We start from the raw sequence: 13,391 nt of genomic DNA on the forward strand, positions 1-13,391 counted from the left end.
GCTCCACCGGCCTCGTTGGCCCCGGCCCGAGTCAACAACGTCATGACCTCTTACACCTAGGGCGCGCCCCGGACGCGACAGCGGCCCGCGGCCCCGGGGCTGCGCCGCTGCGCCGCCGGGATCAACCATTCGGTTGACCGGGTCCAGCCGCCGCGGGCGATGTGCCGACCCCTCCCCGCGCGAGACCGTGGAGGCAATCTCAGGACAGACCTCTCCCAGGAAAGGACGCGACCCGTGTTCCTCGCACTCCGCGACCTCCGCTTCGCCACCGGACGGTTCGCCCTCATGGGCTCCGTGGTGGCCCTCATCAGCCTGCTGCTCGTCATGCTCTCCGGCCTCACGGCCGGCCTGGGCGGGCAGAACACCGCCGCGATCGACCGCCTCGGCGAGCAGGGCGTGCAGCGTCTGGTCTTCGGCGGCGCGGCGGGCCAGGAGCCCACCGCGTCGTTCACCCAGTCCGAGTTCACCGTGGCCCAGCGCGACGCGTGGGCGGCCACGGACGGCGTGGCCTCCGTCGAGCCGCTCGGTGTGAGCCAGGGCCGGGCCATCGGCCTCGAGCACCCCGTGGACACGGACCCGCAGGGCCGCGCGGACGTGTCCGGCGAGCCCACCACCGGCGTGGCCACCACCGCGTTCATCGGTCTCACCCCGGGCGGCTCCGACGCGCCGGCCGGCGTCGAGCCCGGGCAGATCGTGCTCAGCCAGGACGTGGCCGACTCCCTCCACGCGCAGGAGGGTGACGCCGTCGCGGTCTCCGGCTTCGTCTACACCGTGGCCGACGTCGTGCCGACCGAGTACTACTCCCACTCCCCCGTGACGTGGCTGGCGCTCGAGGACTGGAACGCCATCTCGCACACCGCCGACGACGCGGTGCTCGGCACCGCCGGCCTGGTGCGCTTCGACGCCGGCGCCGACGTCGACGCCGTGGCCGCCGCCGGTGACGACGCCGCGGGCACCGTCGCCGAGACCGTGAAGGGCTCCTACGCCGCCCTGCCCAGCTACCGGTCCGAGAACGGCTCCCTGATGACCATGCAGGGCTTCCTGTACGGCATCTCGGCGCTCGTGGTGATCGCGTTCCTGTCCATCTGGACGGTGCAGCGCACCCGCGACATCGCGGTGCTCAAGGCCCTCGGCGGCTCGAACGGCTGGGTGCTGAAGGACTCGCTCGCGCAGGCCGCGTTCGTGCTCGTCGGGGGCGTGGCCGTGGGCACCGGGCTGGCCGCCGTGGTCGGCGCGTTCGCGGGGCGGGCCGTCCCGTTCGAGCTCTCGTGGGCCACCACCGCGGTGCCCGCCGCCGGGGTCCTCGTGCTCGGCATGCTCGCCGCCGTCGTCGCGGTCTACCGCGTCACCCGGATCGACCCGCTGGTCGCCCTCGGCGGCAACTGACCGCCCCGACGACGGCGCCGCCCGGCGCCGTCGTCCCCCTCGGCTCCGCCTCGCCCCCGCCTGGAGAAAGGACCTCCCCATGACCACCCTCACCGCCCCGCAGGCCGACCTCGACGCCCTCCGCACCCCGGCCGCCGCGGCCGCCCACCGCGTCGCCGGCGAGCGCCCCGCCGCCGCGGCCGACGCCACCCCCGCGCTGTCCGTGCGCGACCTCGTGCTGGAGTACCCGGACGGCGAGCGCGGCGTGCTGCGCGCCCTGGACGAGGTGAGCCTGGACCTGCTCCCCGGCACGTTCACCGCGATGGTCGGCCCGTCCGGCTCGGGCAAGTCCTCCCTGCTGGCGGTGGCCGCGGGCCTGGTGACGCCCACCTCCGGCTGCGTGTCCGTGGCCGGCCGCGAGATGGCCGGGCTGTCCCGGAAGGAGCGCACCGCGCTGCGCGGCCAGGAGATCGGCATGATCTTCCAGCAGCCCAACCTCATCCCGTCCCTCACGGCGGCCGAGCAGCTGGAGCTGACCGTGCACCTGGACCGTGACGCCACCCGCGCCGACCGCAGGGCCGCCAAGGCGCGGGCCCTGGAGCTGCTCGAGCGTGTGGACCTGGCCGACCAGGCCGGCAAGCGCCCGCACCAGCTCTCGGGCGGTCAGCGGCAGCGCGTGAACATCGTGCGCGCGCTGATGGCCTCGCCGACGCTGCTGCTCGTGGACGAGCCCACCTCCGCGCTGGACCGCGAGCGCTCGGCCGCCGTCGTGGACCTGCTGGGCACGCTGACCCGCGAGGAGCAGGTGGCGACGCTCATGGTCACGCACGACCACGAGTTCCTCTCCGCCACGGACCGCACCCTGACCATGGTGGACGGGCGGCTCTCCGCGGAGTGAGCCGGTGATGCCGCCGGACCTGACCCGGCCCACCGGCCCCGGACGCCCGGCGCGTCTGGGGCCCTCGCTACCCTGGACCGCATGACCCACGCCACCGTCGCCCCCGCGGGCGAGACCTTCGCCCTGTCCGACGCCGTCGAGCTCGTGGAGACCGTCCGCAACGGCTTCGTCGAGTCCCGCACGGCGGGCGCCGCGGTCGTGACCGGCCCCGACGGGCGGGTGCTGGCCGGGCTCGGCCCCGCAGACGCGCTGATCTACCCGCGCTCCACGCTGAAGCCGTTCCAGGCCATCGCGTCGCTGCGCCACGGGGCGGCGCTGGCAGGTGAGGCCCTGTCCATCGCGTGCGGCTCGCACCGGGGCACGCTCCGGCACCAGGCGCTGGCCGAGCGCATGCTCGCGGACGCCGGCCTCGACGCGTCCGCCCTGCGGTGTCCGCCGGCCTGGCCCGCGGACACCTCCGAGGTCGTGGCCCAGGTCCGCCGCGACGGCGAGGCCGCCGCCGCGACCCCGCTGGCCTTCAACTGCTCCGGCAAGCACGCCGGCTTCCTCGCGGCCTGCGCGGCATCCGGGCACGACGTCGCCACGTACCTCGACCCGGCGCACCCCCTGCAGCGCGAGGTGGACGCGGTGATCGCCGAATACTGCGGCGAGCCGGTGGCCCACACCGGTGTGGACGGCTGCGGCGCCCCCGCCGCCGTCATCTCGCTGGCGGGCCTGGCCCGCGGCATCGGGCGGGTCGCCGCGGCACCCGGCCGCGCCGACGCGGACCCGCACGCGGCCGCCGTCGCCACCGCGATGCTCGAGCACCCGTGGGCCGTCCACGGGGAGACGAGCTCCAACACCGTGGTGATGCGCGAGCTCGGCCTGCTCGCCAAGGCGGGCGCGGACGGCGTCCTCGTCATGGCCGCGCCGGACGGCACGGCCGTGGCCGTCAAGGCGCTCGACGGCGGCACGCGGGCCGGCGACCTGGTCGCGCTCGCGCTGCTGGCCCGGTTCGCCCCGGACCACGTGGACCGGGCGACGCTGCCGGGCGTGCTGGCCGCCGTCGTGCCCCCGGTGCTCGGCCGGGGTGAGCCGGTCGGTGAGATCCGCCTGGCCGCGCCGGTGCGGGACCTCGTGGGGGACGTCCTGCCGGCCTTCGAGGCGCGGGCGTGACCACCGGCTCCGTGCCCCGCCGCCGGGTGCCTGTCGTCGAGGGCCACGCGGCGCTGCTGGCGTGGGCACGCGCCCACGAGGAGGACCCCGCGGCGGCCGCCGCGCTGCCGCGCCCCACGCGGGCCATGGCGGTGCGCTTCGCGCTCGAGGAGCTGGCGACCCGCGTGCCCGGGAACTCGGTGGAGGTGCGCGTGCCGCCCTTCGGCGTCGCCCAGTGCCTCCCCGGGCCCCGGCACACCCGCGGCACCCCGCCGAACGTCGTGGAGATGGACGCCGTGACATGGCTGTCCCTGGCGACGGGACTGACGTCCTGGGAAGAGGCGACGGCGGCCGGCGGCGTGCGCGCCTCGGGCGTGCGGGCCGACCTCGGCGCGCATCTGCCGCTCGTGCGGCCGTGAGCGAGCGGTGTCCGGCAGTCCTCTCGGCGACACCGACCGTTCGAACGTCGGCACCGTTCCTCGTCGCGGGATGCAGCTCTGCCGATCCCGCCGCGGGCACGCGCGACTGGCCCCAGCGGCCGACTCGATAGACTGGCGCGCATGACCTCCGCCCCCGAGCCGACCCCCGATCAGCGCGCCTACACCGTCCGTCGCGCCCCGCGGCTGACCGCGGTGCTCGCGGTGGCGCTCGCGCTCGGCCTGCTGATCGCACTCGTGATCACCACCGCGGTCCACGCCTCCCCCACCCCGCCCGCGGACCCGTACTCCGGCATCCCGCTCTCCTTCTCGGAGACGTTCGGCTTCGCATCGCTGCTGAGCATGCTCGGCACGAGCGTGCTCGGGCTGCTCGTGTGGCTGCTGCTGGACCGCCGCTCCCGGTCGACCGCGCGCACCGTGGTCCTCGAGCGCACCGACGACCCGGCCGTGGCGGACGTCCGCCTGGACCGTGTGGACGCGGGTGCCCCGCCCGCCCGCACCACCCCCACCGAAAGGACCCCCGAGCAGTGATCGCACCGCGCACCCGACGAGGCGACGGCCGCCTGACCGCCGCCCTCGACCCCCAGGACCAGGGGCCGCAGGACGAATGCGGCGTGTTCGGCGTGTGGGCGCCGGGCGAGGAGGTCGCGAAACTGGCCTACTACGGCCTGTACGCCCTCCAGCACCGCGGCCAGGAGTCCGCGGGCATCGCCGTCTCGGACGGCGGGCGCATCGCCGTCTACAAGGACATCGGCCTGGTCTCCCAGGTGTTCGACGAGGCCACCCTGACCGCACTGAGCGGCCACATCGCCGTCGGCCACTGCCGCTACTCCACCACCGGCGTGAACAAGTGGGCCAACGCCCAGCCCACCCTGGGCGCCACCGCCGACGACGGCACGGTCGCCCTGGCGCACAACGGCAACCTCGTGAACTCCGCCGAGCTGCTGCGCATGGTGCACGCCGCGGACGGACGCCACACCCACGGTGAGATGAAGCAGGGCAACACCACGGACACCGCCCTGGTCACGGCCCTGCTGCACGGCACCCCCGGGGACCGCCTCGAGGAGACCGCCCTCGAGCTGCTGCCGAAGATCCGCGGCGCCTACTGCTTCGTGTTCATGGACGAGCACACCCTCTACGCCGCCCGCGACCCGCAGGGCGTGCGCCCGCTCGTGCTCGGCCGCCTCGAGCGGGGCTGGGTGGTGGCCTCCGAGCAGTCGGCCCTCGCCACCGTCGGCGCCTCCTTCATTCGGGAGGTCGAGCCCGGCGAGATGATCGCGATCGACGAGGAGGGCATCCGCTCCACCCGCTTCGCCGAGTCCAAGCCGGCCGGCTGCGTGTTCGAGTACGTCTACCTCGCCCGGCCGGACGCCACGATCGCCGGGCGCTCCGTGTACGAGTCCCGCGTGGAGATGGGCCGCCGCCTCGCGCTCGAGCAGCCGGTCGAGGCCGACGTCGTGATCCCCGTGCCCGAGTCCGGCACGCCCGCCGCCGTGGGCTACGCGGACGCCTCGGGCCTGCCGTTCCGCCAGGGGTTCGTGAAGAACGCGTACGTGGGCCGCACCTTCATCCAGCCGTCCCAGACGCTGCGCCAGCTCGGCATCCGCCTCAAGCTCAACGTCGAGTCCACCGTGGTGGCCGGCAAGCGCGTCGTGGTGGTGGACGACTCGATCGTGCGGGGCAACACCCAGCGCGCCGTCGTGCGGATGCTCAAGGAGGCCGGCGCCGCCGAGGTGCACGTGAAGATCTCCTCCCCGCCCGTGAAGTGGCCCTGCTTCTACGGCATCGACTTCGCCACCCGCGCCGAGCTCATCGCCAACGGCGCCGCGGTGGACCAGATCGCCGCGTCCATCGGCGCCGACTCGCTGGCCTACATCAGCGAGGACGGCATGATCGAGGCCACCGGGCAGCCGCGCGAGCGCCTGTGCACCGCCTGCTTCACCGGCGACTACCCGATCCCGCTGGCCGACGAGGGCGAGCGCGGCAAGGGCCTGCTGGAGCCGGTCGCCGTGTCGCCCGCGTCCACCGTGGTGCTGGACGAGGGCGGCGAGACCACCACCGTGACCGCCACGGGCTGCGAGCCCGGCCCGGACGCCGACGACGAGAAGCTGCTCACCGAGACGGACAGGACCCCGCTGTGACCCCGAACCAGACCCCCTCCTCCGCCGCCCCGATCACCTACGCCTCGGCCGGCGTCGACGTGGAGGCCGGCGACCGCGCCGTCGAGCTGATGAAGGACGCCGTGAAGGCCACCCACACCCCCGAGGTCATGGGCGGCATCGGCGGCTTCGCCGGCATGTGGGACGCCTCCGCGCTGCTGCAGTACCGCAAGCCGCTGCTGACCACGTCCACGGACGGCGTCGGCACCAAGGTGGCGATCGCACAGGCGATGGACAAGCACGACACCATCGGCCAGGACCTCGTGGGCATGGTCGTGGACGACATCGTGGTGGTCGGCGCCCAGCCCCTGTTCATGACCGACTACATCGCGTGCGGCAAGGTCGTGCCCGAGCGCATCGCGGACATCGTGCGCGGCGTGGCCGAGGGCTGCCGCCTGGCCGACACCGCGCTCGTGGGCGGCGAGACCGCCGAGCACCCGGGCCTGCTGGCCGTGGACGAGTACGACGTGGCGGGCGCGGCCACCGGCGTGGTCGAGGCGGACATGGTCCTGGGCGCGGAGCGGGTGCAGTCCGGCGACGTCGTGATCGGCATGGCCTCCTCCGGCATCCACTCGAATGGCTACTCGCTCGTGCGCCGGGTGGTGAACGCCGCGGGCTGGTCCCTCGACCGCGAGGTCACCGAGCTCGGCTGCACCCTCGGCGAGGAGCTGCTCGTGCCGACCCGCATCTACTCCCGCGCCTGCCTCGACCTGGTGCAGCGCCTCAACGGCCACGACGGCGGCTCGGACCTGCCGGTGCGCGCGTTCAGCCACGTGACCGGCGGCGGCCTGGCCGCGAACCTGGCGCGCGTGCTCCCGCAGGGCCTCATGGCGACCGTCGAGCGCGACACCTGGTCCCTGCCGCCCGTGTTCCGCCTGGTGGGCGAGCTCGGCCGCGTTCCGCAGTCCGACCTCGAGCGCACCCTCAACCTCGGCGTGGGCATGGTGGCCGTGGTGGACCCGGAGGTGGCCGCGACGTCGATCTCCGTGCTCGTGGACGCCGGCATCGACGCGTGGGAGATGGGCACCATCGGCGCCCTCACCGACGACGCGGCGGCCGCAGGCCTGGACTTCGTGCAGGGCGCCAAGGGCGTCGACGGCGGCGCCGTGCTGATGCGCGGCCAGTACGCCGCCTGACCCCCCGGGGGCGTTTTCGTTCGGGAAACGGCGGCCTCCGGGGTGTTTTCGTTCGGGAAACGGCGGGCACCGGAGCGTTTTCGTTCGGGAAACGGCGGTTCACGACGCGAAGATCCGCCCGCCGAGCCGGGCCCGGTGCGCCCGCACCTCGGTGACGACGCGCCGGAAGTCGTCCCGCGCGTCGTCCACCGTGGCCCAGATCTGCGTCCAGCCCGCGCGCGCCCATCCCTCGTCTCGCCACGAGTCCACCGCGAGCTGTGCAGGATCGAGGTGGTGACCGCCGTCGTAGTGGACCACCAAGCGCCACTGCCGCCACCCCAGATCCGCGTCCGGTGACCGGGCCCGGCCCGGGTGCAGCACCAGCTGGAGCTCCGGCTCGGGCAGGCCGGCGTGGAGCAGGGCCAGTCGCAGGGCTGTCTCCTGCGGGGAATCCGCGCCCACCCGCACCAGCTCGAGTGCGGCACGGGCGGTGCGCACTCCCTTGAACCGTCCGGCACGCAGGAGCGCGGACCGCAGGGCCGCCGTCGTGGTCCGTGGTGAGCGACGCCCCTCCGGCGACCACGGCCGATGGATGAGGGCGTCCCCGGCCGCCACGACGGGCTCGAGCATGCCTGGACGAAGCAGCGCGGCCAGATCCGCCCAGGATCGCTCCAGGCTCGTCAGGCGGATCCCGTGGAGGGCTGTGACGTCCGCGGCTGGGACGAGGCGGGCATGCGAGGTGATCTCTGGGCGGATGCTCGCCCCGCGCGGGTGTGGCCGTGACACGTGCACCGTGCCGTCCTCCGCCAGGAACGGCGGCAGCGGCACGCGGTGCAGGAGCAGCGCTGTGAGGTGGGAGGCCACTCCCCCGCTCGCCTCCACGATCGCGGCCGTCTCCTCCGGCGCGAAGGGAGCGGGCGCCTCGGCGTAGCCGAGATCCGCCCACGAGCCGAGGTGGTCAGACCGGAGCCGATGGACCCCATGCGTCACGCGCCGCACGTCACCGCCGCGGACCAGTCGCTCCGAGACCCCGGCCGCGCGCAGGTCGCCACGGGTGAACGGCCGGCCGGTCTCGACGATGTCCGGCAGGGGCAGGGAAGACGTGGCCATGCCCGTGACGATGGCTCAACCCGGCCTATCCCGCCCGCTCAGGAGCACCCACCGTGGACGACGACGCCGGCGGCGCCACCTGTGCAGGAGTCGTGCGTGGCCCCGGGCCACCCGGTGTCCACACCCCCGGCGCCCGCCGTTTCCCGAACGAAAACACCCCGGCGCCCGCCGTTTCCCGCACGAAAACGTGGGTGGGGGTCAGAGGCGGGCGTCGAGCCAGGCCAGCGCGTCGGCGACCGGGGCGCGCCAGCGCCAGCGGGCCTTGGCGTCGGCGCGGGTGGGGCCGAGGTTGATCAGCCCCGTCTCATGCCCGGCCCGCTCGGCCCGCAGCACGAACCGGTAGCCGCTCATCACGGCCAGCGAGGTGCCGACGGCGAGCACCGTGCCGCCGTCGTCGGCCATCGCCTCCGCGGCCGCGCGCCGCGCCGCGGGCACGGACTCGCCGAAGTACACGACGTCCGGCTTGAGCTTCACGGAGCCGCACACCCGGCAGCCGACCATCGTGAACTCCTCCACCCAGTGCTGGTCGAGGGAGACGTCCCCGTCGGGGTTCACGGCGTCCGGGTCGATCGCCACGCGCTCGAGGTAGCCCGGATTGGCGGCCTCGAGCCGCAGGTCCAGGTCACGGCGGGACTCGGTGGCCCCGCAGTTCAGGCAGGCCACGCGCGCCAGGTCCCCGTGGAGCTCGATCAGCCGGTCCTCCGGCATCCCCGCCGCGCGTCCGGCCTCGGCGTGCAGCCCGTCCACGTTCTGGGTCAGGACGCCGGCGATCCGCCCCTCGGCCGCCCAGCGCGCGAGGATGCGGTGCGCCTCGTTCGGGCGGGCCTGGTCCATGCGGCGCCAGCCCACGAACGAGCGCGCCCAGTAGCGGTGGCGGGCGGCCGGGTCGTCCCGGAACTCCTGGTACGTCATCGGCCGGTGGCGGTGCAGGGACCCGTTTGGCCCCCGGTAGTCCGGGATGCCGGAGTCCGTGGACACGCCGGCCCCGGTGATCACGAGCGGGCGGGACTCCTCCATCAGACGCAGCAGACCCCGAGACGCCGTCTCGGGGTCCTGCAGCGGTGCTGTCTCATCCACCACCCTGGCGATCGACCGCAGGGCGGCCTGATACCCGTCCAGGGCCGGATGCCGTGCGGGCGTCATCGCGCCCGCGCGTCGTCGTCCTCGTCCTCCGCGTAGAGGTCCGCGTACGGATCCTCGTACTCGGGCTCCTGGTCCTGCTCCGGGCCGCGCGTGCGTCCGCCCGTGAGCTCTCGCTCCAGTGCCGAGAGGTCTGTTCCGGGAGAGAAGTACTTCATCTCCCGTGCCTGCTTCGTGGCCTTCGCCTTCTGACGGCCGCGCCCCATGAGCGTGACCCCCTTCGCATCTCTCGCCGCCTCGGATCTGTGGCGCACAGGGGCCCGCCGAGGTCTTCACTGGTCAATATGGTTCGTGCGGACAAGGATACATGACCCGCCGGACGGCCTGTGGACGACGACGACCGGCCCGGTCCGGCGGGGCGTGCAGTGGCGCCGGGCGCGGCGCGGGCGGCCGCGACACGGGCGGCATCCGGCTGGACGGGCGTGACACACACCCTGTACGGACGCTGGACGACCGGCTAGGTTGCGTACGTCACACCCACTCCGACGATGAGGATGCCCATGCGCCGCACCCCCACCCTGCTGGCCGCCGCCACCCTGGCCGCCACGCTGACCGCCGCCCCCGTCTCACTCGCCGCCCCGGCCGCCCCGGCCGCCCCGGCGAAGGCCAGCGCCGCCACCGCGCAGACCGCCGACCGGGGCCTGGGCCCCGGCCAGAACCGTGCCGGCGGCAACCCGAACTCACCGGAGAAGCTGGTCCGATCCATCTCCTCGGACCACCTCCGCCAGGACATCGAGGCGTTCGCGGCCATCGCGGACGAGCACGGCAACCGCGCCGCGGGCACGCCGGGCTTCCAGGCCTCGCTCGACTACGCCGTGGGCGAGCTCGAGGAGGCCGGCTACGACGTCGAGCTCCAGGAGTTCGAGATCACCTACACCGAGACCCTGCGGGACCGGCTTCAGCAAACCGGACCCGTCCAGCGCGACCTCGAGCACACCGTCTTCACGTCCTCGCCGTCGGCGCAGGTCACCGACGCCCCGCTCGCCGCCCCCGCCGGCGCCGCCACCGGCTGCGCCGACGCGGACTGGGCCGGCGCGGACCTGACCGGCAGCGTCGCCCTGGTCTCCCGGGGCGACTGCACCTTCGCCCAGAAGTCCCAGGTCGCGGCCGCCTCGGGCGCCGAGGCCGTCATCATCTACAACAACGCCGAGGGCGCGCTGAACGGCACCCTGGGCGCCGCGCCGGGCGACGTCGTCGGGACCGTGGGCGTGACCCGCGAGCTGGGCGCCGACCTGCTGGCCCAGACCCGCGCCGGCGGCGCGACCGTCACCCTGGACCTCGAGCAGCTCGTGGAGCAGCGGCCCACCTGGAACGTGCTGGCGGAGACGCGCACGGGCAGCGACGACGACGTCGTGATGCTCGGCGCCCACCTGGATGGCGTGCCGGAGGGCCCGGGCATCCACGACAACGCCTCGGGCGTCGCGGCGACCCTCGAGGTCGCGCGCCAGGCCGCCAAGGCCAACAAGGCCGAGAGCAAGGTCCGCTTCGCCCTGTGGGGTGCCGAGGAGATCGGCCTGCTGGGCTCGCACCACTACGTGGACACCCTGACCGCCGCGGAGCGCGAGGACATCATCCTCTACACCAACCTGGACATGGTGGCCCCGCTGGACCACCAGAACACGCTCGGCGTGCTCACGGCCGACTGGTCGATCGGTGCTGAGTCCCTGCTCGGCGCGCAGCTCGACCGCGACGGCCACACGCACCAGCCCGAGGGCAGCAACGGCCGCTCGGACTACGCGCCGTTCGTGGACGCGGGCATCGCCTCGACGGGCCTGCTCTCGATCCGCGACGACAACTACCACACGCCCCAGGACGACATCGACAACGTCTCCATCACCACGCTGACCCACACGGCCCGCGCGGTGGCGAACCTGATCGGCACCCTCCAGCAGGACGCCGACGCCCTCGGCACCCGCTGACCCGAGGCGTCCGCCCGTCTCGCAGATGCCGTCGGGGGCGGTTTCGGGTGGTATCCAGGCCGGATACCACCCGAAACCGCCCCCGACGCGCCAGAGGGAGGAGGAACACGGTCCGTCGGTCCCGGTGTCAGCCCTTCCGGGTCACGGTGAGGCCGTTCTCGCCCTCGGCACGGTCCACGACCACGGTGTCCCCGTCCGCGATCTCCCCGGCGAGGATGCCGCGGGCCAGGCGGTCGCCGATCTCGCGCTGCACCAGGCGGCGCAGCGGGCGGGCGCCGTAGGCCGGGTCGAACCCGGCCTCGGCGAGCCACGCCTTGGCGGCGTCGGACACCTCGAGGGTGAGGCGGCGGTCCGTCAGGCGCGCCTGCAGGGACTCGACCTGCAGGTCCACGATCCGCGTCAGCTCGGCCACGGTGAGCGCGTCGAACTGCACGATCTCGTCCAGGCGGTTGAGGAACTCGGGCTTGAACGCCCCGCGCACCACGGACATCACGGACTCGCGCTTGGCGGCCTCGTCCAGGGTCGGGTCCACGAGGAACTGCGAGCCCAGGTTCGAGGTGAGGATCAGGATCACGTTGCGGAAGTCCACGGTGCGGCCCTGGCCGTCGGTGAGGCGGCCGTCGTCGAGCACCTGGAGGAGGATGTCGAAGACCTCGGGATGGGCCTTCTCCACCTCGTCCAGCAGCACCACCGAGTACGGCCGGCGCCGCACGGCCTCCGTGAGCTGGCCGCCCTCGTCGTAGCCGACGTAGCCCGGAGGGGCGCCGACCAGGCGGGAGACGGAGTGCTTCTCCGCGTACTCGGACATGTCGATCCGCACCATGGCGCGCTCGTCGTCGAAGAGGAACTCCGCGAGCGCCTTGGCGAGCTCGGTCTTGCCCACGCCCGTGGGGCCCAGGAAGAGGAACGAGCCGGTGGGCCGGTTCGGGTCCGCGATGCCGGCCCGCGAGCGGCGCACCGCGTCCGCGACGGCGACGACGGCGTCCCGCTGCCCGATCAGCCGCTCGGCGAGGTGCTCCTCCATGGTGAGCAGCTTCTCGGACTCGGCGGTGAGCATGCGCCCGGCGGGGATGCCGGTCCAGGCGGAGACCACCTCGGCGATGTCGTCCGCCGTGACCTCCTCGGAGACCATCGGCTCGGTGGCCGAGCGGTCGGCCTCGCGGGCGGCGCGGTCCGCCTCCTCGAGCTGCTTCTCCAGCGCGGGGATCTCGCCGTACAGCAGGCGGGAGGCCTCGGCGAGGTCGCCGTCGCGCTGGGCCTTCTCGGCGAGCGAGCGCAGCTCGTCCACCTTGGCGCGCAGGTCGCCGGCCTGGTTGAGGGTGGCCTTCTCCGCGTCCCAGCGGGCGGTGAGGGCGGTGAGCTCCTCCTCGCGGTCCGCCTTCTCGGCACGCAGGGCCTCGAGCCGCTCGATGGACGCGGGGTCCGTCTCGCCCTCGAGGGCGAGCTCCTCCATGGTCAGGCGGTCCACCTGGCGGCGCAGGACGTCGATCTCCTCCGGGGCGGAGTCGATCTCCATGCGCAGGCGCGAGGCGGCCTCGTCCACGAGGTCGATGGCCTTGTCCGGCAGCTGGCGGCCGGTGATGTACCGGTCGGACAGCGTGGCCGCGGCCACGAGCGCGGAGTCGGCGATGGCCACCTTGTGGTGGGCCTCGTAGCGCTCCTTGAGCCCGCGCAGGATGGCGATCGTGTCGTCCACGCTGGGCTCGCCCACGAAGACCTGCTGGAAGCGGCGCTCCAGGGCGGGGTCCTTCTCGATGTTCTCGCGGTACTCGTCCAAGGTGGTCGCGCCGATCAGGCGCAGCTCGCCGCGGGCCAGCATGGGCTTGAGCATGTTGCCGGCGTCCATGGCGCCCTCGGACGCGCCCGCGCCCACGACGGTGTGGATCTCGTCGATGAACGTGACGACCTGCCCCTCGGCGGCCTTGATCTCCTCGAGGACGGCCTTCAGGCGCTCCTCGAACTCGCCGCGGTACTTGGCGCCGGCGACCATGGCGCCCAGGTCCAGGCTGATCAGCGTCTTGCCGCGCAGGGACTCGGGGACGTCCCCGGCCACCATCCGCTGGGCCAGGCCCTCGACGACGGCGGTCTTGCCGACGCCGGGCTCGCCGATGAGC

12 protein-coding genes are annotated in these 13,391 nt (G+C 74.0%); 8 read left to right on the plus strand and 4 right to left on the minus strand.

Features of this window, described 5'->3' with window-relative positions; translation table 11 throughout:
* The first annotated feature begins 234 nt into the window (after positions 1 to 234).
* The 7 genes from NR072_RS06615 to purM all read left to right on the plus strand — a co-directional run bounded on the left by NR072_RS06615 (position 235) and on the right by purM (position 7,129).
* On the plus strand, positions 235 to 1,386 hold the full coding sequence (locus NR072_RS06615) for an ABC transporter permease (RefSeq protein ID WP_049146829.1): 1,152 nt from the start codon (positions 235 to 237) through the stop codon (positions 1,384 to 1,386).
* Between the two features lie 79 nt (positions 1,387 to 1,465).
* Positions 1,466 to 2,263, plus strand: coding sequence for an ABC transporter ATP-binding protein (locus NR072_RS06620; RefSeq protein ID WP_041103971.1), 798 nt, complete (start codon positions 1,466 to 1,468; stop codon positions 2,261 to 2,263).
* 81 nt (positions 2,264 to 2,344) lie between these two features.
* On the plus strand, positions 2,345 to 3,418 hold the full coding sequence (locus NR072_RS06625; protein ID WP_049146831.1) for an asparaginase: 1,074 nt from the start codon (positions 2,345 to 2,347) through the stop codon (positions 3,416 to 3,418).
* On the plus strand, positions 3,415 to 3,816 hold the full coding sequence (locus NR072_RS06630) for a sterol carrier family protein (protein WP_210079003.1): 402 nt from the start codon (positions 3,415 to 3,417) through the stop codon (positions 3,814 to 3,816). Before NR072_RS06625 ends, NR072_RS06630 begins: the two co-directional genes overlap by 4 nt.
* Positions 3,817 to 3,957: 141 nt before the next feature.
* Positions 3,958 to 4,365, plus strand: a complete 408-nt coding sequence (locus tag NR072_RS06635; RefSeq protein WP_044658862.1) for a hypothetical protein — start codon at positions 3,958 to 3,960, stop codon at positions 4,363 to 4,365.
* Positions 4,362 to 5,975 carry an amidophosphoribosyltransferase gene (purF, locus tag NR072_RS06640; protein ID WP_070709097.1) on the plus strand — a complete coding sequence of 538 codons (1,614 nt, stop codon included), beginning with the start codon at positions 4,362 to 4,364 and terminating at the stop codon, positions 5,973 to 5,975. Before NR072_RS06635 ends, purF begins: the two co-directional genes overlap by 4 nt.
* Positions 5,972 to 7,129, plus strand: a complete 1,158-nt coding sequence (gene purM / locus NR072_RS06645; protein ID WP_145015378.1) for a phosphoribosylformylglycinamidine cyclo-ligase — start codon at positions 5,972 to 5,974, stop codon at positions 7,127 to 7,129. The genes purF and purM overlap by 4 nt, the downstream gene beginning before the upstream one ends.
* 99 nt (positions 7,130 to 7,228) lie before the next feature.
* Here purM and NR072_RS06650 read toward each other — a convergent pair whose 3' ends face one another.
* From NR072_RS06650 to NR072_RS06660, 3 genes are all read right to left on the minus strand, one after another.
* A complete protein-coding gene (locus NR072_RS06650) occupies positions 7,229 to 8,218 on the minus strand; it encodes a hypothetical protein (RefSeq protein ID WP_256836590.1) in 990 nt (329 codons plus the stop codon).
* 198 nt (positions 8,219 to 8,416) lie between these two features.
* On the minus strand, positions 8,417 to 9,361 hold the full coding sequence (locus NR072_RS06655; protein WP_061867644.1) for a Sir2 family NAD-dependent protein deacetylase: 945 nt from the start codon (positions 9,359 to 9,361) through the stop codon (positions 8,417 to 8,419).
* A complete protein-coding gene (locus tag NR072_RS06660) occupies positions 9,358 to 9,564 on the minus strand; it encodes a DUF3073 domain-containing protein (RefSeq protein WP_036314242.1) in 207 nt (68 codons plus the stop codon). Before NR072_RS06660 ends, NR072_RS06655 begins: the two co-directional genes overlap by 4 nt.
* Before the next feature lie 294 nt (positions 9,565 to 9,858).
* Here NR072_RS06660 and NR072_RS06665 point away from each other — a divergent pair, with 294 nt between their 5' ends.
* Positions 9,859 to 11,277, plus strand: coding sequence for a M20/M25/M40 family metallo-hydrolase (locus NR072_RS06665; RefSeq protein ID WP_230278063.1), 1,419 nt, complete (start codon positions 9,859 to 9,861; stop codon positions 11,275 to 11,277).
* 127 nt (positions 11,278 to 11,404) lie between these two features.
* On the opposite strand, the gene NR072_RS06670 is transcribed toward NR072_RS06665, so the two are convergent.
* Positions 11,405 to 13,391 (minus strand): ATP-dependent Clp protease ATP-binding subunit (locus NR072_RS06670; protein ID WP_256836593.1); only part of this gene is annotated, 1,987 nt, incomplete at its 5' end.

The sequence above is a fragment of the Micrococcus sp. Mcc89 genome, from assembly GCF_024519795.1.
GTDB lineage: Bacteria > Actinomycetota > Actinomycetes > Actinomycetales > Micrococcaceae > Micrococcus > Micrococcus luteus.

What these genes read in the sequence shown, in the direction of transcription:
- NR072_RS06620 (WP_041103971.1), top strand. Translation starts at nt 1,466, where the DNA reads ATGACCACCCTCACCGCCCCGCAGGCCGACCTCGACGCCCTCCGCACC.
- NR072_RS06625 (WP_049146831.1), top strand. Translation starts at nt 2,345, where the DNA reads ATGACCCACGCCACCGTCGCCCCCGCGGGCGAGACCTTCGCCCTGTCC.
- NR072_RS06635 (WP_044658862.1), top strand. Translation starts at nt 3,958, where the DNA reads ATGACCTCCGCCCCCGAGCCGACCCCCGATCAGCGCGCCTACACCGTC.
- NR072_RS06650 (WP_256836590.1), bottom strand. Translation starts at nt 8,218, where the DNA reads ATGGCCACGTCTTCCCTGCCCCTGCCGGACATCGTCGAGACCGGCCGG.
- NR072_RS06655 (WP_061867644.1), bottom strand. Translation starts at nt 9,361, where the DNA reads ATGACGCCCGCACGGCATCCGGCCCTGGACGGGTATCAGGCCGCCCTG.
- NR072_RS06660 (WP_036314242.1), bottom strand. Translation starts at nt 9,564, where the DNA reads ATGGGGCGCGGCCGTCAGAAGGCGAAGGCCACGAAGCAGGCACGGGAG.
- NR072_RS06665 (WP_230278063.1), top strand. Translation starts at nt 9,859, where the DNA reads ATGCGCCGCACCCCCACCCTGCTGGCCGCCGCCACCCTGGCCGCCACG.